This window comes from Pseudomonas sp. LBUM1662 (assembly GCF_059695915.1).
Genome location: NZ_CP166793.1, coordinates 2,679,348 through 2,704,265, shown reverse-complemented (window position 1 = coordinate 2,704,265; position 24,918 = coordinate 2,679,348). Strand labels below are relative to the sequence as shown.

22 protein-coding genes and 2 pseudogenes are annotated in these 24,918 nt (G+C 61.0%); 12 read left to right on the top strand and 12 right to left on the bottom strand.

Annotation, left to right across the window (positions count from 1 at the left end):
- Position 1 precedes the first annotated feature (1 nt).
- Positions 2–910 carry an N-carbamoylputrescine amidase gene (aguB, locus tag ACA049_RS12155; protein WP_497335697.1) on the bottom strand — a complete coding sequence of 303 codons (909 nt, stop codon included), beginning with the start codon at positions 908–910 and terminating at the stop codon, positions 2–4.
- A gap of 4 nt (positions 911–914) precedes the next feature.
- Positions 915–1,967 carry an agmatine deiminase family protein gene (locus ACA049_RS12150; RefSeq protein WP_497335695.1) on the bottom strand — a complete coding sequence of 351 codons (1,053 nt, stop codon included), beginning with the start codon at positions 1,965–1,967 and terminating at the stop codon, positions 915–917.
- A 134-nt stretch (positions 1,968–2,101) separates the two neighbouring features.
- Here ACA049_RS12150 and ACA049_RS12145 point away from each other — a divergent pair, with 134 nt between their 5' ends.
- The 8 genes from ACA049_RS12145 (at position 2,102) to ACA049_RS12110 (ending at position 14,254) form a co-directional block, all read left to right on the top strand.
- Complete coding sequence (locus ACA049_RS12145) at positions 2,102–2,989, top strand: LysR substrate-binding domain-containing protein (protein WP_497335693.1); 888 nt, start codon at positions 2,102–2,104, stop codon at positions 2,987–2,989.
- A 611-nt stretch (positions 2,990–3,600) separates the two neighbouring features.
- Positions 3,601–4,839: a non-hydrolyzing UDP-N-acetylglucosamine 2-epimerase gene (gene wecB / locus ACA049_RS12140; protein ID WP_497336835.1), complete on the top strand. Its 1,239-nt coding sequence runs from the start codon at positions 3,601–3,603 to the stop codon at positions 4,837–4,839.
- Positions 4,840–4,880: 41 nt separating this feature from the next.
- A complete protein-coding gene (locus ACA049_RS12135; protein ID WP_497335691.1) occupies positions 4,881–7,094 on the top strand; it encodes a hypothetical protein in 2,214 nt (737 codons plus the stop codon).
- Between the two features lie 12 nt (positions 7,095–7,106).
- Complete coding sequence (locus ACA049_RS12130; RefSeq protein ID WP_497335689.1) at positions 7,107–9,221, top strand: glycosyl transferase family protein; 2,115 nt, start codon at positions 7,107–7,109, stop codon at positions 9,219–9,221.
- Positions 9,218–11,761: an NfrA family protein gene (locus ACA049_RS12125; protein WP_497335687.1), complete on the top strand. Its 2,544-nt coding sequence runs from the start codon at positions 9,218–9,220 to the stop codon at positions 11,759–11,761. Before ACA049_RS12130 ends, ACA049_RS12125 begins: the two co-directional genes overlap by 4 nt.
- Before the next feature lie 8 nt (positions 11,762–11,769).
- Positions 11,770–12,423, top strand: a complete 654-nt coding sequence (locus ACA049_RS12120; RefSeq protein ID WP_497335685.1) for an alginate O-acetyltransferase AlgF — start codon at positions 11,770–11,772, stop codon at positions 12,421–12,423.
- Positions 12,420–13,394 (top strand): alginate O-acetyltransferase AlgX-related protein, encoded by a 975-nt coding sequence (locus ACA049_RS12115; RefSeq protein ID WP_497335683.1) that lies wholly within the window; start codon positions 12,420–12,422, stop codon positions 13,392–13,394. The genes ACA049_RS12120 and ACA049_RS12115 overlap by 4 nt, the downstream gene beginning before the upstream one ends.
- Positions 13,395–13,450: 56 nt before the next feature.
- A complete protein-coding gene (locus ACA049_RS12110) occupies positions 13,451–14,254 on the top strand; it encodes an alpha-amylase family protein (protein WP_497336833.1) in 804 nt (267 codons plus the stop codon).
- A gap of 12 nt (positions 14,255–14,266) precedes the next feature.
- On the opposite strand, the gene ACA049_RS12105 is transcribed toward ACA049_RS12110, so the two are convergent.
- From ACA049_RS12105 to ACA049_RS12085, 5 genes are all read right to left on the bottom strand, one after another.
- Positions 14,267–14,746 carry a VOC family protein gene (locus ACA049_RS12105; protein WP_497335681.1) on the bottom strand — a complete coding sequence of 160 codons (480 nt, stop codon included), beginning with the start codon at positions 14,744–14,746 and terminating at the stop codon, positions 14,267–14,269.
- A gap of 47 nt (positions 14,747–14,793) precedes the next feature.
- Positions 14,794–16,002, bottom strand: a complete 1,209-nt coding sequence (locus tag ACA049_RS12100; RefSeq protein ID WP_497335679.1) for an MFS transporter — start codon at positions 16,000–16,002, stop codon at positions 14,794–14,796.
- Between the two features lie 397 nt (positions 16,003–16,399).
- Positions 16,400–16,921: a GNAT family N-acetyltransferase gene (locus tag ACA049_RS12095; RefSeq protein WP_497335677.1), complete on the bottom strand. Its 522-nt coding sequence runs from the start codon at positions 16,919–16,921 to the stop codon at positions 16,400–16,402.
- A gap of 35 nt (positions 16,922–16,956) precedes the next feature.
- The gene (locus ACA049_RS12090; RefSeq protein ID WP_497335675.1) at positions 16,957–17,346 is read right to left on the bottom strand and encodes a c-type cytochrome; all 390 of its coding nucleotides are present in this window, start codon (positions 17,344–17,346) and stop codon (positions 16,957–16,959) included.
- A 38-nt stretch (positions 17,347–17,384) separates the two neighbouring features.
- Positions 17,385–18,350: a GlxA family transcriptional regulator gene (locus ACA049_RS12085; protein ID WP_497335673.1), complete on the bottom strand. Its 966-nt coding sequence runs from the start codon at positions 18,348–18,350 to the stop codon at positions 17,385–17,387.
- A gap of 105 nt (positions 18,351–18,455) precedes the next feature.
- On the opposite strand from ACA049_RS12085, the gene ACA049_RS12080 reads away from it, so the two are divergent.
- Both ACA049_RS12080 and ACA049_RS12075 read left to right on the top strand, forming a co-directional pair.
- Complete coding sequence (locus ACA049_RS12080) at positions 18,456–19,031, top strand: thioesterase family protein (RefSeq protein ID WP_497335671.1); 576 nt, start codon at positions 18,456–18,458, stop codon at positions 19,029–19,031.
- A gap of 89 nt (positions 19,032–19,120) precedes the next feature.
- Entirely contained in the window at positions 19,121–19,426 is a 306-nt protein-coding gene (locus tag ACA049_RS12075) for a DUF7693 family protein (RefSeq protein ID WP_497335669.1), read from the top strand.
- Here the strand turns inward: ACA049_RS12075 and ACA049_RS12070 are convergent.
- From ACA049_RS12070 to ACA049_RS12060, 3 genes and pseudogenes are all read right to left on the bottom strand, one after another.
- Positions 19,423–20,390, bottom strand: a pseudogene (locus ACA049_RS12070) (saccharopine dehydrogenase family protein). The gene ACA049_RS12075 and the pseudogene ACA049_RS12070 sit on opposite strands and share 4 nt — an antisense overlap.
- Positions 20,387–20,788 (bottom strand): VOC family protein, encoded by a 402-nt coding sequence (locus tag ACA049_RS12065; RefSeq protein ID WP_497335667.1) that lies wholly within the window; start codon positions 20,786–20,788, stop codon positions 20,387–20,389. Before ACA049_RS12065 ends, ACA049_RS12070 begins: the two are co-directional and overlap by 4 nt.
- An 18-nt stretch (positions 20,789–20,806) precedes the next feature.
- Positions 20,807–21,550: an SDR family NAD(P)-dependent oxidoreductase gene (locus tag ACA049_RS12060; protein ID WP_497335665.1), complete on the bottom strand. Its 744-nt coding sequence runs from the start codon at positions 21,548–21,550 to the stop codon at positions 20,807–20,809.
- 138 nt (positions 21,551–21,688) lie between these two features.
- Between ACA049_RS12060 and ACA049_RS12055 the strand changes: the two genes are divergently transcribed.
- Positions 21,689–22,582 carry an AraC family transcriptional regulator gene (locus ACA049_RS12055; protein WP_497335663.1) on the top strand — a complete coding sequence of 298 codons (894 nt, stop codon included), beginning with the start codon at positions 21,689–21,691 and terminating at the stop codon, positions 22,580–22,582.
- Positions 22,583–22,621: 39 nt separating this feature from the next.
- On the opposite strand, the gene ACA049_RS12050 is transcribed toward ACA049_RS12055, so the two are convergent.
- Positions 22,622–22,777 carry a hypothetical protein gene (locus ACA049_RS12050; protein WP_497337029.1) on the bottom strand — a complete coding sequence of 52 codons (156 nt, stop codon included), beginning with the start codon at positions 22,775–22,777 and terminating at the stop codon, positions 22,622–22,624.
- A 42-nt stretch (positions 22,778–22,819) separates the two neighbouring features.
- On the opposite strand from ACA049_RS12050, the gene ACA049_RS12045 reads away from it, so the two are divergent.
- Positions 22,820–24,505 carry a sensor domain-containing diguanylate cyclase gene (locus ACA049_RS12045; RefSeq protein WP_497335661.1) on the top strand — a complete coding sequence of 562 codons (1,686 nt, stop codon included), beginning with the start codon at positions 22,820–22,822 and terminating at the stop codon, positions 24,503–24,505.
- Between the two features lie 173 nt (positions 24,506–24,678).
- Here ACA049_RS12045 and ACA049_RS12040 read toward each other — a convergent pair.
- Positions 24,679–24,861: pseudogene (locus ACA049_RS12040) on the bottom strand (hypothetical protein); the annotation flags it as partial.
- Between the last annotated feature and the right edge of the window lie 57 nt (positions 24,862–24,918).

Genomic DNA, 24,918 nt, shown 5'->3' with positions numbered 1-24,918 from the left:
GTCAGACTCCTTGAGTGTTCCAGCGTGCATGAAGGTGACGACCGTCCTGACTCAGCAACGCCCCGTACATGTCCGGGCGACGGTCGCGGTAGATGCCCCAGCTCAGGCGCTCTTCGCGCATGGCGGCCAGGTCGAGGCTGTGCACCAGCACGCCGCTGCTGTCACGGTCGGCCTCGGCGAGCAATTTGCCTTTGTGGTTGCAGATGAACGATGAACCGTAAAAGCTCATCTGCAACTCTGGATCGGTGGTCGCCACTTCACGGCCGACGCGGTTGGCCGCGACCACCGGCAGGATGTTCGCAGCGGCATGCCCGCGCATGGTCATCTGCCAATGGTCACGAGAGTCGAGGGTTTCGCAGCCCGGTTCAGAGCCGATGGCAGTTGGAAACAGCAAGACTTCGGCGCCCATCAACGCCAGGCAGCGCGCGGTCTCGGGGAACCACTGATCCCAGCAGATCCCCACGCCGAGGCGCCCGAACGCCGTGTCCCAGACACGGAAACCGGTATCACCGGGACTGAAATATTCCTTCTCCTGATAACCGATGGCGTTGGGGATATGGGTCTTGCGATACACCCCCAGCAAGCGCCCGTCGGCATCGGCCACGCTCAAGGAATTGAAGTAGGCATTGCCGGCCTTCTCGTACCAGCTCAGCGGCAACACCACCCCCAACTCTTTGGCCAACGCAGCAAAGCGTTTGAGTACGCCGCTGTATCGATATTCTTCGGCCAACGCCAAATGCTGATGGCTTTGTTCGATGCAGAAATACGGCGTGGCAAACAGCTCCTGCAACAGGATGACCTGAGCGCCCTTCGCCGCCGCCTCACGGACCAACTGCTCGGCCTGATCGAGGTTCTTCGGCAAGTCCCAGGTGCACGGCATCTGGGTGGTGGCAATCGTCAACAGAGTCATGGCATCACCCCTGCACTGGCCAGGCTGGTTGCTGCTGGGTGATGCAATGCACCCCGCCGCCGCCATGGGCCAAGTGATTAATCCGCACCGGCACCACCTCACGTCCCGGGAACGCCTGAGCCAATATTTCGGCCGCCGCGTTGTCGGCGTCGATGCCATAGGCCGGCATGATGATCGCGTTGTTGGCGATGTAGAAGTTGGTGTACGAGGCACAGAACACTTCGGCTTCGGTGTCCACAGCCTCGGAGGCTTCATAAAGCTCGATCAGTTCGAACTTGCGTCCTTGGGCATCGGTGGCCAGTTCCAGCGCGCGACGGTTTTCCCGTGCAACCTCGGCATACACCGACTGTTTGTCGTGGGTGGCGTCCACCAGCAACGCACCGGGGCGGGCGAAGGCGCAGACGCCATCGACGTGGCCGTCGGTCACGTCTGCGGTCACGTAGTCCGGATCACCCGGCAGCCAGATGGTTTTCTTCACGCCCAGCAGCCGCGTGAAAATTTCCTCGATCTCAGCCTTGGTCATGCCCGGGTTGCGATTGGGGTTGAGCAGCACCGATTCGGTGGTGATCAGCGTGCCCTCGCCGTCGACATGAATCGCGCCGCCTTCGTTACTCAGCGGGGTGCCGAAACACGGCACGCCGAGGCGATTGAGTGCGCGGCGGGCCAGGCTTTCGTCGAGGTCGTGCGCCGACTTGCCACCCCACGCGTTGAAACGCCAGCTCACACCGGCCAGGCTGTGTTGCGGGTGGCAGACGAAGCTCGGGCCGGAGTCACGGCACCAGCTGTCATTCACGGCCAACTCGATCAATTCGATGTTGGGTCCGCACAACGCTTTAGCACTGGCGACTGCCGATGGATCGACCACCATTTTCACCGGTTCGAAGCGGGCGATGGCGTTGGCCACCCGGGCGAAATCTTCCTGCACCAACGGCAAGGTGACACGCCAGCCCGATTCCCAAAGTGCCTGATTGTGCGGCCAGACCATCCAGGTCGCGGCGTGTTTCACCCACTCTGCCGGCATCCACCAGCCACTGTTTTGAAGTTCGTTCTGCTGCATGACAAGCACCCTTTAGTTAAGTCATTGTGTTCAATGAAAACTGCCTTCGCGGTCTTGGCATGCATGCTACGGCCGTAAAACAAGGCCAACAAACGATGGATTTTGTAGAAAAGTGATTAGAGGAACTTATCGATATGCTCAAGCACTGGCCTCCGCTCAGTACCCTTCGCGGCTTTGAAGCCGCTGCCCGCCTCGGCAGTTTTCATAAGGCTGCCGACGAGTTGCACCTGACCCAGTCGGCCATCAGCCAGCAGATCCGCACGCTTGAGACGTACCTTGAGCAGCCGTTGTTTTTTCGCAGCGGACGCAGTGTCAGCCTGACCGATGCCGGTCACGATCTGCTCAGCACCACGCAGGCGTTATTGCAGCAACTGGCGGTCGGCATTCGTCGCCTCGGCCAATATCAGAAACCCAATCAACTGGTGCTCAACACCACGCCGACATTTGCCCGTCACTGGCTGCTGCCACGGCTGGGGGATTTTCGCCGACAGCATCCGGAAGTCGATTTGTGGATTTTCAGCACCGATGAAGTCCCGGACATGACGACCCAAACCATCGACCTCGCGGTGCGCGACGACATCAGCTCCCAGGCCGAGTGCAGCTTCAAGGTGCTGCACGCCGACCGCCTCTACCCGGCGTGTCACCCGGACCTGTTGGCGGTGCCCGTTGAACAACGCACCACCCTTCACGGTGAGCGCGAAATGGACTGGAGCCACTGGGCCGTGGAAGCTGGCATTGATGTCGGCCAGAAGGATCAGGGGCTGAATTTCTCCGATCCCGGCCTGCTGCTGGACGCGGCGTGCGCGGGGCTCGGTATCGCACTGGTCAGCCAACTGTTGAGTCGGCCAGCGCGCGACAGCGGATTGTTGCAACCGTTGGTGGAAGACACCATTCGCGGTCCGAACTGGGCGCTGCTGACGCACCGTGACAGCGAGAACAATCCGTTGGCACGAAGCTTCGTCGAATGGCTGCTGAATAACCTGGGGGCAGCGAGTCAGACGGCGCCCGCACTTGCGACATAAATGGGGGATCGACAATTGGCCAGTATCAGCCGCCAAGTCCGTTGATGAAGTTCATATTGAGCAACAGAACACTCCACCCACTACTATTGAGAGACCGCGCACTCACAAGAAACTTTATTAGTTCAAAAAGAATATCCAGTGTATCGTGACATTATTCAGGCGTCAGTTAAGTGACTGACTTTCAACAAAACCATAACGCAAATACCACCGATCGCGACTGCTATACCCAGCCAATAATTCACACATATCGACGAACGGACAAAAAATAATTAAATACATAAAAAACAATAGCTTACGATTAATAAAACGACAAAAACAAAAACTTCTTAAAAAATACAAAACCCAAAAAAGACAGACCATCATTACAAAAGTTTCAAACTTATTTATTAAATAAATAACCTCATATAATTCTTTAAAACATTTCCCTTCGATGCTAATAATCCCGCCGCTTCCGGGTTTACAGGCGATACACCCTCTCACATGAAGTGATCATCAGCGCTCACGCTGATCTCCCGGTATTAATCAAAATTCAGATAACACAGCTTGCTCAAGTCTCAATAAAACTTGGGCCTGCATTGTGCTGCGCACTCAAACTGCGCGAGGAAGACATCATCGCTCGCCATCATTCAAGGATTAAAATCCTTTCGATCTTCGGTACCCGTCCAGAAGCCATCAAGATGGCGCCGTTAGTCAAAGCCCTCGCTGCGGAACCTGGCATTGATTCGCAGATATGCATCACCGGCCAACATCAAAGCATGCTCAAACAGGTGCTGGATCTGTTCGACCTGAAGGCCGATTACACCCTCGATGTCATGACGCCGCACCAAACGCTCAACTCGCTGACGGCGGCGCTTTACGGCGCGATCGATCCGGTATTGGAAATGACCTGCCCGGACCGGGTGCTGGTGCATGGCGATACCACTTCGGCCATGGTCGCTGCGATGGCGGCGTTCCATCGACGCATCCCGGTCGGCCATGTGGAAGCCGGGTTGCGAACCGGTGATATCTACAGCCCGTGGCCGGAAGAAATGAACCGTCGCTGCATCGACCTGGGGGCGGACATGCTGTTTGCGCCAACCCACGAGTCGCGCCAGAACTTGCTCGACGAACGCCTGCAAGGCCGCACTTTCGTCACCGGCAATACGGTGATCGATGCGTTGCAAATGACCGCACGGCGCATTGAGCAGGACGCCGACCTGCGTGCCAGTCTAGATCAACAGTTCTCGTTCCTGCAGGCCGGCCGCAAGGTCCTGTTGGTGACCGGGCACCGTCGGGAAAATTTCGGCGAAGGCTTCCTGGACATCTGCAAGGCCCTGAGCCATCTGGCCCGGCGTTCGGATATCCAGATCGTCTACCCGGTGCACCTGAACCCGAACGTCATGGGCCCGGTCACCGAGCACCTGGGCGATCTACCTAACGTGCACCTGATCCAGCCGCTGGACTACCTGGCCTTCGTGCGCCTGATGCAACGGGCCCATGTGATCCTCACCGATTCCGGTGGCGTGCAGGAAGAAGCGCCGTCCCTGGGTAAACCGGTGCTGGTCATGCGTGATGTGACTGAACGCCCGGAAGCTGTCGCGGCCGGCACCGTGCGCCTGGTCGGCACCTCGCCGGACTCGATCATCGCTGGCGTCAACGCCCTGTTCGATGACGACCTGCTGTGGCGTCGTTGCTCCCAGGCCGCCAACCCTTACGGCGACGGCAAGGCCAGTGCGCGCATCGTCGATGCCCTGATGGGCCGCCCGGTGGACGAATTCATCGTGACCGGCCAGCCCTTGCCCAAGTTTCTGCACTACCCGTCTGCACAGTCTGTGTCCGAGAAAAATTACCCGGCTTTTACCTCTCGATAAACCCAACCGCTCCTCCCCTTATCAGCTCGAGATCTACCTGAATGAAGTCTTCCGTTGCCATCCATACGGGTGCCCTCAGCGCCCTTGCCTGTGGTGTGAGCCTGCTCGCGCTCATGCCGACCTTTGCCTTGGCCGCGGACAGTCCGCTCACCCAGGCGATCAACCGGCTCAACGCCGACACCCGGCAAGAGCGTGAGGTGCGCTTGAGCGATCTGGGGATCGACGCACCGATCATCCTCGGCTCCACCGATGCCCGCCGCGAACTGTATCTGCCGGTGCCGGCAGGCGTGCCGCTGACGGATGCGACGTTGAATTTCGACGCCAGCTACCTCAACGGCGAGGGTGGCCGCAACACGCTGCTGCTGTCGCTGGACGGTTATCCGGTGCGCGCCGAGGGGCTCAGCGAACCCCAGGGTGACGCCAGCGCCACGCTGGGCGTGGACAAGAAAGCGCGGGACAGCGGCTCGGTGCGCCTGGGCATTGCCTGGTCGTCGATCGTGTCCCGTGTGCTGTGTGAAGACGAACGCGCCATCGGCAACGTCCTGCGTATCGAACCGGACACCCGCCTGACTTACAGCTACGACGCCAGCCTGTTGCGCGACGTCGGTGCAGCGTGGACGGCCTTGCCTGGCAAACCGGGGATCATGGTCGCGCCCGGCACCTTATCCGCTGAAAGCTACGATTCGGCGTGGCGCCTGGGCGTGGCACTGGAACGGATTGGCAAACGCAGTCAAATCCTGCCCTTCCCTGCCGTACAAGACAGCGTCGACCTGAGTGGCCTGCGCATTCCGGCCGAACTGCAAGGTATTCCAGCGTTTGCCAGCCTCAACGGCAAAGGTCCGCACACGTTGGCGAACCCGGCGGAGATCGGCGCATTGCTGGTATTGGGCCAGACGCCGAACGTCCAGGCGGATCTGGCGGTCAACGACCCGCAACTGCTCACGGCGGTCAATGAATCCCTCGACGCGCTGCAAAGCCAGATCCAGGGCCTCGACGCCACCGCGGCCAACGCTTTCACGCAATGGCGTGAGAAACATATCAATGCCGGCCTTGCCGCCGACGGCACAGACAATGTGCGCCTGGCCCTGGTGGGCGCGCGCCCGGTCCTGATGATCGCGCCGCATGCCACCGGCAAGGCGTTGGCCTTGTTCAGCACCGCCTGGAACAAATTGGCACGCAGTCGCCAACTGACCATCAGCGAAGCGCAGATGCCCTTGAGCACCGACGGTCGTGTTGCCCTGTCGCGCCTGGGCGGCAATACCGGCGCTATCGACGTGCTGGCCAAGTCTGACTGGAGCACTTCATTCCCTCTGGGCAGCGTGGCTTACGACGGTCGCTTGCCGGTGAAGGCTGTGGTCGACGTATCTGCCGCGCCCGGCGCTTCGGACACTGCGCCCGTGGCCTCGCTGTTTCTCAATGACTACCTGATTGGCGCGCAGCAGCTGGTGGCCAACGGTGAAAAGCAACGCATCGAAGCGCGCATCCCGCGTTACGCCGTGGGCGCGACCAACGTGCTGCGCGTGTCGTTCCAGCGTCAGCCAGTGAGTGATCGCTGCCTGGAAACGCCACAAGCCTTCCCGGTGTCGGTGCTGCCGACCAGCCACATCGTGCTGGAAAAAACCGCCTTGGGTAATGACTTCTCCGGCATGGCCGCGCGCTTTGCCGAGGACACGCAAATCCTCGTGCCGCGGGCCTACCTCGAACATCCGGCGAGCAGCTTGCCGCAGGTGATTTCGGTCGCCGACGCCGCTGGTGTCTCGCCGCTGCGCGCGCAATTGAAGGTCGTCACTGACCCGAACGCCTCGGTCACGCAGGACAAGGCCTTCCTCGCCTTCGAACTGCCGATCAAGGACAGCAAGGAGTCGGTGCAGGTCGATGAACAGGGGCGTCTGCGCATCAATCACAAGGATCAAGTGTTGCTTGACGTGCATCCCCTCAACCACCTGGCCTCGCTGCAAGTGGTGGATGCCGGTGGCCAGCACGGCATGGTCTATCGCGCCCTGGGCAATGACACGCCACGCTTCGCCAAACAGATTCTGTTGACCCGCGGTGACGTGGCGATCCTCGACGACAACGGTGCCCTGACCACTTTCGACACTCAAGATCCAAGCGGCAGCCAATTGATCGACAACGAAGAACCCAAGGGCCTCGACGCCTGGCGGACACCGTCGCTGTTGTGGCTGATTCCGGGTGGCATCCTGTTGGTTCTCATCCTGTTGCTGGCTGGCCGTAACGCCCGTCGCAATCGCCAGTAACGGAACCCTTCGATGACGTCGCTTTATTGGCCCTATTGGCTGGCCCACTACTACAGCTTCCTGGAGATCTCGACCATTGTGGTCGCGGTGCTGATCCTGATCTCCAGCCTGGATGACCTGTTCATTGACCTGTGGTACTGGTCTCGTCGCCTGTTTCGCAAGTTCACCGCGGACCGGAAATACCGGCCGCTGACCGCCGAGCAGTTGATGGCCCGGGATGAACAGCCGCTGGCAATCATGGTCCCGGCCTGGCTGGAATATGACGTCATCGCGCCGATGATCGAAAACATGGTGTCGACCCTCGATTACCAGAACTATGTGGTTTTCGTCGGCACCTACATCAACGACCAGCGCACCATCGATGAAGTCGAACGCATGCGTCGGCGCTACAAGCAGTTGCATCGCGTGGAAGTCCCGCATGCCGGGCCGACCTGCAAGGCCGACTGCCTGAACTGGGTGATCCAGGCGATCTTCCTGCACGAGAAAACCCACGGCATGACCTTCGCTGGCGTCGTATTACACGACAGCGAAGACGTGCTGCACCCGATGGAATTGCGTCTGTTCAACTACTTGCTGCCGCGCAAGGACATGATCCAGTTGCCCGTGGTGTCGCTGGAGCGCAACTGGTACGAATGGGTGGCCGGCACCTACATGGACGAATTTGCCGAATGGCACGGCAAGGACCTGGTGGTGCGTGAAAGCATGACCGACACGGTACCGTCCGCTGGCGTCGGCACCTGTTTTTCCCATCGGGCCCTGCGCGTACTGGCCGGGGAAACCCAGAACCAGCCGTTCAACACCGACAGCCTCACCGAGGACTACGACGTCGGCGCACGCCTGGCCAAAGTCGGCATGAACGCGATCTTCGTGCGCTTCCCGGTGCAGTTTCGCGTGCTGCGCAAATCCTGGTTTCGCAAGCCTTACGAATCGACCCTGAAGATGCCGTTGTGCGTGCGCGAATTCTTTCCCGACACCTTCCGCACCGCGTTCCGCCAGAAGGCCCGCTGGACCCTGGGCATCGGCCTGCAAGGCTGGGAACAAATGGGCTGGAACGGCTCGCTGGCCAACCGCTATTTGCTGTTTCGTGACCGCAAAGGCGTGGTGACGGCGTTCGTCAGCATCATCGCCTACGTGATTCTGGTGCAGCTATTGGGCCTGATCATCCTGCGCCAGAGCGGCCTGTGGAACGTGAGCTTCCCGACGCCGTTCGAAACCAACGGCTTCATCTACTACCTGCTGCTGGCCAACGGTGTCGCACTGGCCTGGCGCATTGCGCACCGCTGCTATTTCACCACCGTGCTGTACGGCTGGCAGCACGGTTTGCTGTCGATCCCGCGCATGGTGGTGGGCAACTTCGTCAACTTCATGGCCGCGTCACGGGCCTGGCGGATGTTTCTGGTCGGCAAGGTCATGAACCGCAAACTGGTGTGGGACAAGACCATGCACGACTTCCCGTCCACCGATCTGGTCGCGGTCGCACCGCGCAAGCTGGGCAGCGTGTTGCTGTCATGGCAAGCGATCAACGAAACCGACCTGCAAAGCGCCCTCGCCGAACAGAAAACCCGGCACATGCCCTTGGGGCGGATCTTGCTCAGCAATGGCTGGCTGGATGACGAGACGCTGGCCGAAGCCATCGCTTTCCAGAACGACCTGCCGCGGGTGTTCGACGTGGCCCACAAGGCACAGGCATCGACCCTGACGTTGGACGATGAATTCGCTTTGCGCTGGCGTGTGGTGCCGGTGGGTGTGAATGCCGACGGCCGAGCACAACTGGCCGTGGCCAGTCCGTTGCCGGCCGAAGGTCTGCAACAAGTCAGCGAAGTGCTGGGCAGCGAACCGGTGCAGCTGATTGCCCGAGAAAGCGAAATCGTCGCGCAGTTGCGCCTGCTGAACGTGCGCGAAGGCCAGTCGGTACCGGATGCCCGCGCGCCGCTGCTGGGTGACCTGCTGATTGAAATGGGCCTGCTGGATCGCGATGTGTTCAACCGCGCGATGTTGCAGTACCGCCCGCAGCGTCACGGACGCATCGGCGACTATCTGGTCGACAGCGGCGTGCTGCCCCGCGCCACCATCGAAAAGGCCGTGGCACGTCAGCACAGCCACTACCCTGCGGAGCTTCCGGCATGAACCGCCCCTTGCTGACCCTCATGGCCACAGGGCTGAGCCTGATACCCGCGCTGGCTCATGCCGAGACGCTGCCATTGCCGTTGACCGGCCCGGCCTATGTCACCGCCAACGAGGCCTACAGCGCCTACGAGCGCAAAGACTACGACCTGGCCATCGCCAAGGCTCGCGAAGCGTTGCGTCAGCGCGCCGACATCACCCGTTTGAACACGCTGATCGTGCTGGCGCAACGCGACAAGGACCTGCGCGATCATCCCAAGCGCTACCCGCAGTCGCGTCAGGCGCCGGGTTTCGGTGCCGCGGCCCAGGCCTTCAAGGCCTATGATCGCGACGATTTCGGCGCGGCGGCACAGGCGTCACGCAAAGCCATCGCTCAGGCACCCAAGCGCATGGATTATCGACTGCTGCTGATCGAGTCGCTGCAGCGTCAACAGCATCTGCAGGAAGCGGATCAGGCCACCACTCAGGCACTGGCCGTGTTTCCGGACGACGACACGTTGTTGATGCGTCGCGAAGCGATTCGTCGGCAATTGGCGGCGCCGCTGGCAGTCGAGGGTTATCGCGCCCTGGAGCAAAGCCAAGTGCCGTTGGCCGTGGACCGGGCCAGGAAAGCCGTTGCCTGGGCACCGGAGATCGGCGCCAATCAGCAACTGCTGATCAGCGCCCTGCTCGCGGCCAAGGATTACCGAGGGGCCGAGCTGGCCGCGTCCGGCGCACTGGCTCAGGACGATGGCGAAATCGCACCGTGGATTCTGCGCAGCTACGCCCTTGATCGTCAGGGCAAAACAGCGGCGGCCCAGGCTGACCTGAATCACGCCCTGGCCATCGACGGTCTGCTGGAAACGGAAACCCGTGACATTCGATTCTTCGCCGCCGATGCCGCGCTGGCCCATGGTGAGCCTCAGCAGGCGATCGATCAGCTGCAACCTTTGGCCGACGACGAAGGCGGTGAAGTGGCCCGCCGACGTACCGCCGCGCGAATGGCGCTCAGGCAAAAAAACAATGGTTTGAACACTGTCGCCCAGTTCCCGGCCCCGGCCCTGAACTGTCAGGAAACCGCCTTCGGCCTGGTCTGCGATATCTGGCCGGGCAACCAACGCGACGGCGGTACCGACAAGGCCGGTCAGGCCTACGCCGCCCTCGCCGGCAAGGACCCCGCCTCGGCGGTGCTCCTGGCCAACGAAGCCATTGCCCGTGCGCCGCAGAATCCGGCGTACCGACGGTTGCTCGTCAGCGCCCTGAGTGACCAGAAACGAGTACCCGAAGCCATCGCGGCCGCCAGCGAAGGCCTCAAGCTGACCGGCGATGACGCGCGGCTGCTGGCCCAACGCGGTCGTCTGCGCCAGCAATCAGGTGACGACGCCGGGGCCCGCCAGGATTTTACCCAGGCCTTGGCGCTGGGCAGCTTGCCCGCTTACGAAGAAGCCAGTCTGTATAGCGCGATCGGCCAGCGCCGAACCGCGCGCGAACGCCTGCAACAAGCGCGGGACACCGGCGAACTGGAAGCGATGAGCGACCTGCAAATCGCTTATTTGTCGGTCCAGGCCGGCGACGATGAAGGTGCCCACGCATCGTTCCGCAAGGCCGATGCCGACACCCGACTCACGCCGACCGCCACGCAGGATGCCGCCTACAACGCCATGCGGGTCAACGAAGACGAGCAAGCCGTCAGCTACTTCAAGCGCGTCATCGACGCCAACAATGCCGGTGAACTGGACATGCCTGCGCAACAGCTGTTCGACACCCGTCGCGCCGTCGCCGATGTGTCGCGCACCTGGGGTTTGACCAACACCACCAGCTATCGCGGCAACAGCACCAGCAGTGGTCTGAGTTCAGCGCCGAGCGGCGGTAGTAGCAGCAATGACAGCCTGCAAAACAGCACCGAACTGTCATGGCGCCCTTTGGGCTACCGCAACGCACGTTTTGTCGAACTCTACGGCCGCGTCACCGACACGCTGTGGAGCAAGAACAGCGATTCGGACACCGGTTTCGATGCGCTGCAAGGCGCGGTGGGTGTGCGGGTCAAACCCTTCACGTCGCTGAACGTAATGGCCGCCGTCGAGCGCACGTTCCCTCTGGGATCGTCGGACGTCGACGGTGACTGGCTGCTGCGTCTGGGCTATGGCGCAAGCGTCGGGACCGACCTGCGTGTGGATGCTTCCAGCTGGTGGACTTCGCAGTTGTTCGCCGAGGCCGGGCATTACGTCAACGACTCGCGGGACTATTTCAACAGCGAATGGCAGGTCGGTCGCAGCTATGCCATCGGTGGCACGGGCTCGCGCTGGGTGACGTTCCCCCATGTAGTGGCCGCGTTCGATTACGACTCGAAGATGAACAGCGGGACCGACTCCGACGGCAACTCGGACTCATCGTCCGGCAAGGCCGGTGGCATTGGTGTCGGCAACAACGTCCGCTACTGGTTCCGCGAAGATGCGTACAACGCGCCCCGCTCCTATGTCGACTTCTCCCTGCAGTACCGCGTCAAGGTACTGGGCGATGATCGCGCTCAAGGTGTCTTCGGTCGCCTGACTTATTCCTATTGAGGACTTGCATGAACATTCGATTCTGTTTGTGGCTGGGGCTTGGCCTGATGCCGATGTGGGCAAACGCCGCCCCTGAAATTGCCCAGCTGTACGCGCCAAAACTGCCCGAGGGTTCGGCCTGGGTGCGAGTGGTCAACCCCTCCGACACCGCCATGCAGGTCCAGGTCGGCCAGGGCGCGAGTTTCGCCCTTTCCGCCCAGGCCACCGTGGCCAGTCCGTTTCAGATCGTGGACTCGCGGCAGCCGCTGCAAGTGACCGTCAACGGTCTCGAGATAAAAGGCCTGAGCGCACCAAAAAGTGCGTGGGTCACGCTGATTCTCGACAGCGACCCGGCACGGGCACCCCGCCTGGTCATCGACCCACCGCTGCGCGGCAAAGACCTGCGCGCCGAACTCAACGTCTACAACCTGGCCAACGGTTGCGAAAAGGCCGGGGTCAAACTGGCTAACCATGCTCCTGTGTTCAATCAGGTGCCGTTCAACGGCCAGGCCCAGCGCACGATCAACCCGGTGCAAGCGACGCTGGTTGCCAGTTGCGAACAGAACAACAGCCTGCCGTTCAAGCTGGCGCCCTTCAAGGCCGGCGACCGTTATAGCCTGTTCCTGGTCGGCTCCCGACAGGCTCCACGCCTGATCGGCCTTGTCGACCAGACTGCGCCATGACCCTTCCTTTGAAATCTCGCTTGCCGGTTCCCGCCGTGATCGCCGGTTTGTTGTTGAGTCTGTCAGTCTCCGGCGTTCAAGCGGCCTCGGCGGTCATTACCGGTGAAGGTGGCTGGCTGTTCCCTGCCTGGGAAAGCCTGAGCAAGGTCGATAACCCCGGCACGGCCCGCAACATTGCTCTGGTGAAACAACTCCAGCAGCAACTGCAAGCCGAACACATCGGCCTGGTTGTGTTGGTGGTGCCGATGAAAGCGCCGTTTTATGCCGCGCGTCTGCCCGTCAATCAGCCCTTGAGCCCGGCCGTGATGCAGCGCTACGAGCACTTGCAGAGCGACCTGACTCAGGCAGGCCTGACCACGCTGAACATCAAGCCCGTCCTGCAACGCACCGAACACGGCAAACAGACTGCGTTTTACCGCGCCGACTACCACTGGACGGCCTGGAGCGCGGAGAACACCGCTGACGCCACGGCGCAACTGATCACCGAGCGTTACCGCCTGCAAGGCGAACCCGGCGGTGGCGCGGCGCTGGGCGAGTGGTTCGACCGACGCGCGTTCGGTGATCTGGCGAGCAATTTCCTGCCGGCCATCAAGCGCAAATCGATTGGTCGCGACATCTACACCGTTCGCCACCAGGCACAGAACGACTTGCTGATCGATGACGCACCGGCACCGGTTCAGGTGATCGGCAACAGCTTTGTCCAGCCTTACCTGGGCTTTACGCAAAAGCTTTCCAATGCCCTGGACCGTCCCGTCGCCTTGACCTGGAATCCCGGCGATGTCGGCCCATGGGCTACGCTGCTGCAATACCTGGAGTCTGCGGATTTTGCCCAACACAAACCGCAAGTGATCGTCTGGCAATTCAACGAGGGCCAATTCCACCTCGGCCCCGATGCCGCAGCCAACTGGAGCGCCAAAGGCGTCACCTCGCTGAGCCAATGGCATCAGCGCATCAACAAGGCCCTTCCGTGAACATTCTTGGTTACACCGCCAGTCGCGCGACCATCGCAGGTCTGTTGTTTGCCGTCATTCTCGGCACCGGGACGGGCGTGCTCTACGTGACGGAAAAAAAGGCCCAGACACCAGGGATCGTCGGCATCGTCTGGCAGCCGGACAACAAAACCGTCGGCATCAATGGCCATTGGGAAAAACTGGGGGCCCGTGAGCTGCTGGTGCAGTGGACCGTCGTCGACGATCAGGCCTTCATCCCCGGCACCGGCCTGCCCGTCGTACCGGTCCTGCCGAATTGGGCACGCATCGCCAAGGAACCTTGGGCCCAGGATGTGATTGTCGGGCTGGCCGGCTACTTCAGCGAAAACCGCTCACGGGACAACATCGAGCAACTGGCTGCAGTCTCGGAACGCATCGCCAAATTGCCGACGCCGTTGCACGTGACTGGCTGGTATTTCCCCGCCGAAGTCGACCCCAGCTGGACCCGCGCCAAAGAGCTGCCCGCCCTGCTGGCCAAGCTACCGCGACCGTTGTGGATCAGCGTGTATGACGGCGCCAACATCGGCCCTGCCGCCACCGCCGAATGGCTCAAACAGTGGCTGCCGAATGACATTGGCGTGTTCTTCCAGGACGGCGTCGGTGTCTACGCCCGCACCGCACCGGTCGCCAGGACCTACGCCGACGCCTTGCGCCAACGTCTGGGCAAAGACCGGGTGCGAATCATCGTCGAAGCCTTCCGGCCCAACTTCGGTGGCGGATTCCGCTCCGCGACCGCCGCCGAGCTCAAGCCGCAATTGGCGGCCTACAACGGTTACCCGCTGTACCTGTTCGACGGACCGCACTACGTGACGCCTGAGCTGGTGGAGCAACTGGCGCGGTAACGTCAAGCCGGGTTAACCCCTAACAGCCGCTTCAATCGCCGCGACGTCGATTTTACCCATCTGCATCATGGCGTTGAACGCGCGCTTGGCCGCTGCTTGATCGGGGTTGTTGATGGCGTCCGTCAGGACGCGGGGCGTGATCTGCCACGACAATCCCCATTTGTCCTGGCACCAGCCGCAGACGTTTTCCTGGCCGCCGTTTCCGACAATCGCGTTCCACAAGCGGTCCGTTTCGGCCTGGTCGTCGGTCGCCACCTGGAACGAAAACGCCTCATTGTGCTTGACCCCCGAGCCCCCGTTCAGGCCGAGGCAAGGAATACCCATCACCGTGAACTCGACCGTCAACACATCGCCCTGCTTGCCCGCCGGATAGTCATCAGGTGCGCGAAGGACGGTGCCCACGGCGCTGTCGGGAAACGTCTTGGCGTAGAACGTCGCGGCCTCCAGCGCGGCGCCGTCGTACCAGAGGCAAATCGTGTTTTTGCTGACCATTCTGGTTCTCCAACCTAGGGGAGTGAATGATCATTCTAGCTTGCTGATTACGGGAAGCCCGGCTCGGCGCAGACCGCTGACGTGGCGCGAAGTTTAGGCATGCCCAGCAGCACGATCACCACCATGACGATCCCTGCGACAATGGCAACACCGAACCCTGCCCGCGCGCCATAGACGTCGATGACCAGGCCCGCCAGTACGCCGCCGAGCGCTACGCCGATGCTGATGCCGGTGGTCATCCACGTCAGCCCTTCGGTGATCCGGGACGGTGGAACAATGATCGTACCGAGGTTCATGACGACGACCATCGTTGGCGCAAATGACATGCCGGCCACAAACAGCGTCCCCGAGAGGATGTAGACGTCCGGTGAGAACATCGGCAGTACGCCGGTGACGGCCGTGACCAGGACCCCAACGAAGAACTGCTTTTCAATCGGCAAGGAAAACCTCAAGGCGCCGAACGTCAGGCCCGCGATCATTGAGCCGAGCGCATAGGCCGCGAGGATGAAGCTGGCAGACGCTGGCCAGTCTTGCGCGTTGGCGAAGGCCACAACCGCCACATCGATTGACCCGCCAATCACCCCCATTGCCAGCAGCGCCAGGACGATGGTGCGAATGCCGGGGATCAGCAGGGTCGAACCTGCACTCTTCCTGCCGCCGACGACCACCATCGGTTCGGTCTGCCGTTGCAGCAGAAAAGCCGTCACACCGATGACCAGCAACAAGACCGCAACCAGCGGTCCGGCTTCGGCAAAGAAACGGGTGCTCAAACCAATGGCCAGGGGTGGGCCGATGATAAAGGCCAGCTCAGTGATAACAGTGTCCAGGGAAAAGGCCGTATGCAATTGCGGCTTGCCACGGAACAACTGTGCCCAGCGCGCTCTTATCATGGCGGGCATGCTGGGCATAGTGCCCGCCAGTGCCGCAAGAATAAAAAGCAGGACCGACGGCGCCCTCATATACACCGCAAGTATCAGCGCCAGTAACATGCCGACACTGAAGGCCGTGACAAGAGGCAGAACCCGACTCTGTCCCCGCTGATCAACAAGTTTCGATACTTGTGGGCCGATCAGCGCGTTCGCTAATGTAAAAGTGCCCGCGACCGAACCGGCCAGCCAATAAAGACCTGTCTGCTGCACCAACATGATAATGATGCCGATACCGATCATTGCCTGGGGCAAACGGGCAATGGAGCTCGCGATCACCAACCCTATGACGCCTGGGGTTGCGAGCAGTTCGCGGTAGTGATTGGCCATGACCTCTCCGTTTTATTATTCAACGCTTATACGTATCCCGCTACACGCGATGCAAACCATGAGGGCGGGTTATCGCAAACTGAATGTGCACTTCACTGAGCAGAATTTACGCGTAGGTAGTCGAGTGGCGCAGGCGAAACCACTCGAGCAAAGCCGCTCGCACTGATGACGAATCAAACAACGAATTGAAGAAATAGAAGTAACTTTGCCGTGCATCCTTGCCTCCCGGAAGTGAGTAACTTCACTTCCATTTGTTGATTGCACCTACCTCATGTAAGTACAAACCCAGGAACAACTATCAGATCAAACAATGACTGGGGTTTATATTCAGAATAAACATTCAAGTTAACACTCTGAAAATCATCGAAACCAAGAGTCTACCCCTGACACATCGAAGTCAACTCAGGGATTGGCTGATCTTGTAAACAAGACTCGGCGCCTGTCCCGGTACATCGTCCAGCACCTCGACATGTTGCATGCCGATCTTTTCCAGCACGCCTATCGAGGCGACGTGGGCAGGCCTGACCAGCGCAAAAATCTCAGGCATCTTCAGTTCATCGAATCCGTATTCAAGCGCTGCCCTGCTCAACTCGGTCGCATAGCCTTGGCCCCAAGCAGTCACGGCCAATCGATAACCGAGGTTCAGCCGCTCGGCTTCGCCAAACTTTCGCAAACCAATCCCGCCGAAGCCAATGACACAATCGGGAGCTGCACGGGTGGCGATGGTCCACAGTCCGTAACCGTGAACGGCCCAGTGGCGGATCCAGTCTTCCAGCAGCGTTTCAGCCTGGTCAATCAGGGTCAAAGGCCCGGCCGGGTTGTACTGGTTCGTGGCAGGGTCGCCGTAGATAGCAAACAGGCTGGCCAGGTCTTCGGCTCGAGGTGGCCTTAACAGCAATCGCGAGGTGGTTCGTTGCATCGATGTTTTTATCCTTGGCAATTCGTCTGGAAGCCCTATTGCGGCTGAAAGGTCTGAAGGTACGCCAACAGGTTTTCGATCTTTTCCGGATCGCTTAGCCCCCAGAAAATCATGCGGGTGCCGGGGACCACTTTCTTGGGTGCTTCGAGGTACGCAGTCAGGGTTTCGCGAGTCCAGACAATGCCGGCCGATTTCATGGCGTCGGAATACTGATAATCCGTGGTGCTACCCGACGGGCGTCCGAAAATGCCATTGAGTTGCGGCCCGAACGAACCGCGCGCCGACTCCCCGACCTGATGGCAGCCGCCGCATATCCGCTTGAACAGTGTCGCGCCGGCTTCAGCATCGCCGGCCGCTTGTGCAGGCGCGCTGAACAACCCGGCTGTAAGCACCAAGGCCAGGGTGAGTGCTGCGGCTTTCTTCATGTCCTGCTCCAAATCATCTGTGGCCCGGCGCGAGTGAATCAACTCGCACTCGGTTGAAACTTCTTCCTGTAAGCCGCCGGCAGCAAACCCACTCGCTGTCGGAAAAGTCTACGGAATGAATTGCCGTCTTCGTAGCCCACCGCGTAAGTGATGCTGTCCAGTGTCATTCGCGTGGCCTCAAGCAGCTGCTTGGCCTTCTCCAGGCGCAGGGTTTGCAGGTAAGTAATCGGCGTGTACCCGGTGGCGTCCTTGAAGCGCCGTTTGAAGTTGCGCACGCCAAATCCGAATTGCTGGGCGACATCATCAATCAACAGCGGCTGATCGAAGTGTGCCTCCAGCCAGTTTTGCGCCCGCAGGATATCGCCATCCCCGTGGCTCTTGGGCAAAGACCACATGACGTACACCGACTGCTCGCTGCGCACCGTGTCGACCAGCAAGTATTTGCCGCATTTCTGCGCCAGATCCAACGAGGCAAACCGACGCACGAGGTGCAGCAAAAGGTCCATGGCGGCACTCGCGCCGCCGCTGGTAATCACGCAATTGTCCTCGCAGAGAATCTGCGTCTCCTCCAGACAAACCTCGGCATAGCGTCGACGAAACAGGTCTGCAAAGGCCCAGTGTGTGGTTGCGCGAACCCCGTCCAGCAGGCCCGCTTCCGCCAACATGAATGCCGCCGTACACATTGATGCCACCACCGCACCCTGGGCGTGCTGTTGACGCAGCCACGGCCCATAGGCCGAAAACGCCGGCAAGGCATCCTTCAGGGTGAAGAGGAATCCGGGGATCAGCACCAGATCGGTTCGCGAGATCGCGGCCGCGGGCAGGTCCGCACGCAACGTCTGCCCTCCCCACGCGGCGACATCATTGCCATCGAGTGAGGCGATGACAATCTCAAAAGGCGCATCGGCCGTGTCTGCGAACAGGTTGGCGGCGCTGAGCACTTCCAGGGCCATGGTGGCGCTGGCGGCGGAACATTGGTCCGCGAGTAAAAGCGTGACGTGCATAAATGATCCCATTGCACTTTTCGCATGAAAAAAGTCATTTGCGCACCTACCTTACCCGATCTCCACTGCCTAAAGTGCACCGGTCATTCAATCATCGGCGTACTTATGAATCTCTGGTTCCGACTGTTCCTCATGCTGTTTCGTCGTCCGTGGCGCAAGCCGGTCGACGCCTTGGCCACTACCGTCATCCGCCTGCGCGTCTGGCCGTTGGACCTCGACCTCAACCGCCACGTGACCAATGGCCGCTATTTCACCCTGGCCGACCTGGGACGCATGGACTACGTGCTGCGCAGCGGCGCATTCCGGGTGGCGCTGCGCAACAAAGCGGTGCCGATCGTTGGCGATACCTGGGGCAAATTCCGTCGCGAGCTGAAGCTGTTTGAAGCCTTCGAGATTCACACCCGGATGCTGGGCTGGGACGAGAAGTGGAGCTTCATGGAACACCGTTTCGTGAGCAAAGGACGCGTGGTCGGCGTGGTCGTGATGCGCGGCCTGTTTCGCGCCGGCAAAGGCACGGTTGCACCCGGCGAATTCGCCCGGGAACTGGGCTTGGCAGAACAGTCGCCACCGATGCCGCAGTGGCTGACAGACTGGTCGCGAAGCTGCAACGACATGAGCCTTGAGCTTCGAGAGGAGGAAGGTCAGCCTGCCCGGCGCCCGCAAGCAGTCGAACAAGTGTGAGCCTCAAGCTATCCGCTGACAGCGGCAGGCGCAGCCTCTATCCTGTGCACCCGGCATCCATGCTTGCCGCGATTTCACCGGAGACACCTGTGCCGCCCCTGACCGCCCGCGAGGTTTACCAGCCATTGCGCGACGCCGCGCTGGAAGTTCAGCCGCTAACGCGCCTCGCCGAACAACCCGAGCCCGGCCACGTGCATGTCGATATCGACGGCTGGCGCCTGAGCCTTGGTGTCGACGGCAACCGTCTGCTGCATTGCCAGCGTTGCCAGAGCCCGGATGGCCGCGAAGGTGAACTCGACCACTGGCAACGTTACGGCACCGACCCGGTGAGTTTGCTCAGCACCTGGGAACTGGCGCAGATCGAGCGCCTGCTGAGCCTTCCGCACCAACCTTAAAGATCAACTATCACCGTGCCGGCAATGCTCTCGGCAAACTCGACCCCGAATAGACGACCCGGCGTTTCGAACCCGGAACGCCGCTCCCCGGCCAGCACGCGTCGTGCGGCTTCCACGGCGGCCAACGGTGTGTAGGAGTAGCCGTTGATCGTCTCGATCATCGACCGCACAACCTGCCCATCTGCCCCCGTCACCTCGGCAACCGCACGAGCTCGGTGAGACAGGCGCTCTTGCTCGCTGGGGCCATCGGGAAGCTGTGACAAGTCGCCCTCTGGAAAAGCTTCACCACCGATGTGCACGAACATGGCGATGTTCGGAACACCCGTCGAACGTGCACCGGTGACCAAGTCACCGAACGACAGCGGCGCGCAAAGCACAGGCCCGGCGCCGAAATCGAAGTGACGCGGTTGCGCATCCGGCGCAGGAACGAGTACACCGTCGACCCGCGCCATCAGGCCCGCACCGATGATCTCGCCGACACTGTTGGCCGATCCGCGAGACATCGACCCTGCGACCTGCAGCGCGATCCGCAGCGACTGCGGATGCTCGACGCGGCGGACCACTGCATGGCAAGGCAGTCCGTGGGGACAACGTCCCAGCCGACGCCAGGCAACAGCATCACGCCAGCCTGCTCACCCAACCGCTCAGCCAGTCGATAAACGTTGATCTCGGCAGTGATGTCGAGATAGTCGACCCCGGCCTCGATGCAGGCCCGCATCAAGGGCTCCGCCGTCAGCACAAACGGGCCGGCGCAGTTCAACAGCACGGTGACGCCGCTCAGCGCTTGCACCGCTTGAGCGTCTGGCGCGAAGGTTCGATAAGGCACGCTCAGCTGCCGGGCCAGCGCTGCCACCCTTGTCGCGTCGCGTCCGGCGATCTCGAAGTCCAGCCCCACAGCCTTTGCCTGTGCTGCGACCATCCGGCCGGTGTACCCGGTTGCGCCATAAATCAGTAGTTTGCTCATTGTGGGTGCTGCCAGTTTTTATAGACGAACTCGATGCTGTACCCATCCGGGTCCAGTACGTTGGCAGCGTAATAGTTCGGGTCGTAATGCAGCCGTGCGCCGGGGGCGCCGTTATCGGTCGCGCCCGCGTCCATCGCAGCGGCGTAGGCTGCATCGACCTCATCCCGGCTGTTCGCAACGAACCCGACATGAACAGCCCGTCCCTCCACCACGCCTTCACGCAGCCAGAAAAACACCCGGCCTTGCGTGCCGAAACCCTTGAGGTCCGGGTGGCCGGGCGGGCCGTCCTTGCCGTCGTAATCCAGCCGGTGGGAGATCCCCAGCGGTTTGAGCGCCGCCGTGTAGAAATTGATGGAGCGTTGGGGGTCGCTCACGGAGACAAAAATATGATCAAGCATGGAATGCGCCTCGCTGATTCAAATGACGTAACCGCCGGACACTTCAATGGACTGCGCGTTGATCCAGCCACTTTCTTCGGACATCAGCGTGGCGATCACGCGACCGACGTCGTCCGGTTCGCCGACACGACCGAGCGCCGTTTGCGAGGCCAGCAGCGCCTCGAATTCCTCGCTCAAGCCACCGCCCAGTTCGGTGCGAATGGCGCCGGGCGAGACGGTATTGGCACGGATGCGCCTCTCGCCAAACTCCTTGGCCATGTAACGAGTGAGTACCTCCAGCCCGCCCTTGAACGCGGCGTAAGGCGCCACGCCCGGGGTGACCACGCGCGTCGTCGCGCTGGTCAGGTTGACGATGCTCGCGCCCTCCTCCATCAGCGGCAACAAGGCCTGGGTCAAAAAGAATGGGCCCTTGAGGTGAACGTTCATGAGGTCGTCGAACTGCGTCTCGGTGACCGTCTCAATCGGATTGAACAGGCCATGGCCTGCATTGTTGACCAGACCGCCCAGGGTCGTGGCTTGCCAGTTCGATTGCAGCGCCTGCCGTACCGCATCGACGAACACGCCGAACGTTCCGGCATCACTGACATCCAGTTCGAGGGCAACGGCCTTGCCGCCCTCGGACTGGATGCGTTGAACGACCGAACCGGCTGCTTGCAGGTTGCTCTTGTAGGTCAGGATGACGCCCATTCCGCGCCGGGCACATTGCACTGCGACGCTGGCACCGATGCCTCGACTGCCGCCGGTGATGACGATGACGCTCATGGCTTGCTCCACTGTTAATCAGGTGAGCAACCACGGTAACCATAGAACAACTGGCGAGCGCAGCCGTTCCTGCTCCAATCCTGCCTGTTTCTGCTTTTTGCTTGCGCCGTGCGCCACCCTGCTGTCAGATGTCTCCCCATGGAAAATCAACTGAATGAACTCAGGGCTCTTGCCGCAAGGGCCGAAAACAAGCGTACAGAGACCGGCATTCCGCGTGTGGCGATGGTTCAGGGGGCGATTCCCGAGCATCAGCTGGCGGCGGTCTATGAGCCGATGATCAACCTGATCCTGCAGGGCAGTAAGTCCATGACCGTCGGCGATCGTACGTTGCGGTATGACCCGGCGACGTACTTCGTGATGTCGATTGAACTGCCGGCGGTCGGCAGTGTGCATCCGGCCACAACCGGCGAACCGTATCTCGCCGTCGCCTTGACGCTGGACCCTGCCGTTCTGGCAACGTTGCTGACGGACCTGCCAAAACCTGCCGCACCGCCTGAGCAGGAGGCCGGCTTCTCCGTGGCGGCAGTCACGCCCGAGCTGATGGATGCCTGGGTGCGCATGCTGCGATTGATGGACCGGCCGGCGGACATCCCGGCGCTGAGCCCGGTTTACGAGCGGGAGATTCTCTATCGGGTTTTGCAAGGACCGCACGGCTGGATGCTGCGTGAAATTGCGGCGCCCGATACGGCCATGGCTCGCGTGAGCCTGGCCATCCAGTGGATCCGCCGCGCCTTCGCCGAGCCGTTGCGGGTCGATGAAATGGCAAGGAAAGCGTCGATGAGCGTTTCTGCGTTCCACCGCCATTTCAAAGCTGTGACCACGCTCAGCCCCTTGCAGTATCAAAAACGCGTCAGGCTGCTTCAGGCGCGAACACTGTTGGTGGCAAACGCTAAAAGCGTTACCAGCGCCGCTTTCGACGTCGGCTATGAAAGCGCCACCCAATTCAGCCGCGACTACGCCCGCGTCTTCGGCTTGCCTCCGGCACGGGATGCCGCGAGGATTCTCGCCGAAATGCGCGGTCGTGCCGACTGAGGGGCTTTTGAATCTCCCGGGTCGGCACTGCGCATCAGATCAAAACCGCGGTTTGAGCGCTTTCCGGTTCGGTTTGTAACGCTGCATCTGTTTCACGTCATCACGCTGGCGGATGCCGCAGGTCAGGTAGTGGTCATGCAGCTGGCCGAGCTGATCGTGACATGAAAGCGCCGCCACTGGCACCGGACCAACCATTGCGCATACCATGCTGCGACTTCAAAAAGCCAGATATCGCCCATGATCAAAGCCAGTTTGCGAAGCCACCTGACTCTCTGGTTTGCCGGTTTGTCGTTGCTCACGCTGGTGAGCGTGGGGTTCTACGTGGGCCACATCGCCACCGAGCAGATGAAACAGGCGAGCGGCAATGCGTTGTTGAGCACGGCAAGGTCCGCCGCCGAGTTGCTGGGCGCGCAACTGCATGAACGTCAGCTCGAAGTGTCCCTGCTCAGCCGAGCCCCGCTGTTCAAACATGGCGGCCTGGACGATCCGGACATCTTGTCGTCGATGGAGCTGCGTTCGCAGTCCCGCGCCGAGTACGCCTGGATGGGCGTTGCTGATACCGACGGGCGTGTACGGCAAGCCGTGAATGGTCTGCTGGTGAATCAATCGGTGAAGGAACGCCCGTGGTTCCAGGCCGGGATGCGCGGCGCCTACACCGGCGATCCGCACGAGGCGGTGTTGCTGGCCAAACTGCTGCCGGGAACCGCCACGGGTGAGCCGTTGCGCTTCATCGATTTCGCCGCGCCGATCCGCAATGCCGACGGTCAGGTAGTCGGTGTGCTGGGCGCGCATGCCCACTGGAGCTGGGTGACGCGGATTGTTGATGCGGCTGTTTTGCGCAAGGACATGACGCCTGAAGTGGAGGCGCTGATCGTCGACCACGACGGCAAAGTGCTTTACCCGGAAGCGCTCATGGGGCAACACATGCCGAACATGCCGCAGGCTCGGGAAAATCACTCCGACACCGCTGGCTGGTCAGTGGGCAATGGTTACCTGACCAGCGTTGTCGCGGTGCCGACGCCGTCAAGCACCGACCTGACGTGGTACATCGCTGTACGGCAACCGCTGGATATTGCGCTTCAACCCGCACGCGTGCTGTTTTACAAGTTGCTGGTGTTGGGCGTCATTGCCGCCATCGTGTTCGCGCTGGTGGCCTACTACCTGGCGCTGTACCTCAGTCGCCCGATCGAGCAGCTGGCAAAATCGGCCAAACAGGTGCAGAACCAACAACCCGGCGTGACCTTCCCCCGGGATCATTCGGTGCGAGAGATTGCCCAACTGGGCCAATCCCTCCAGGGCATGACACAGTCGTTGCTCGGCAAGGAGCGCGAGTTGCAGGAGGCCAATGCATCGCTGGAAGCCACCGTCGCGCAACGCACCGCCGCCCTCACCCAGGCCAATGCCGACCTGTTGAAACTGGCCACCCACGACGCACTGACCGGCGTCTACAACCGACGGCGATTCGACGAAAAACTGGACGAGTGCAACCTGCTGTTCCAACGCACCGGACGGCCCTTCGCGCTGCTATTTATTGACGCCGACCACTTCAAGCAAATCAACGACACCCACGGCCATGCGATTGGCGATGAAGTGCTGCACAAACTCGCCCGGCTGATTCAAGACACCACCCGCGCTACCGATTTCGTGGCCCGCTACGGGGGTGAAGAGTTTGCAGTGCTGTTGCCGGAAGTCGAGGAGCCCGACAGTCCCGAGGTCGTTGCCGAGAAGATACGCGCCGCGATTGCCGCGGCTAGCTTCGCCACGGTCGGGCACGTCACGGTCAGTATCGGTATCGGGCTGGCCGAGTCATCGGACAGCAATACCACGGCGTTGATCAAACGCGCCGATCAGCAGCTCTATCAGGCGAAATGGTCGGGACGCAATCGCGTGGCTCCGCAGACCAGAGTAACGGAACGCCAATGACCCCCTCGCCCCCCGTAGGAGCTGTCGAGTGAAACGAGGCTGCGATCTTTTGATCTTGTTTTTAAGAATCCAAAGTCAAAAGATCGCAGCCTCGTTTCACTCGACAGCTCCTACAGGAATGAAAAAGCCCGGTTAATCCGGGCTTTTTCGCGTCAGCAGGCAACGTTCTGCGCTTACTGAACGTTTTTCAGCTTGACCACATCACCGGAGATCTTGGTGGTGTAACCGGTCAGGACCCAGGCCCAGAACCAGTTTTCCTGCACCTGGGTGTTGATCATCGCGTCACCGCCCTTGGCTTTGATCGCCGCGTTCTGTGCACGAACAAAACGGTTGTTCTGCTGGATCGGGATCACGCCAATCCGAGCCGGCCGCTGGCATCTCATATCGCTCGAGTGTTTGAGCTGCCCATCGAA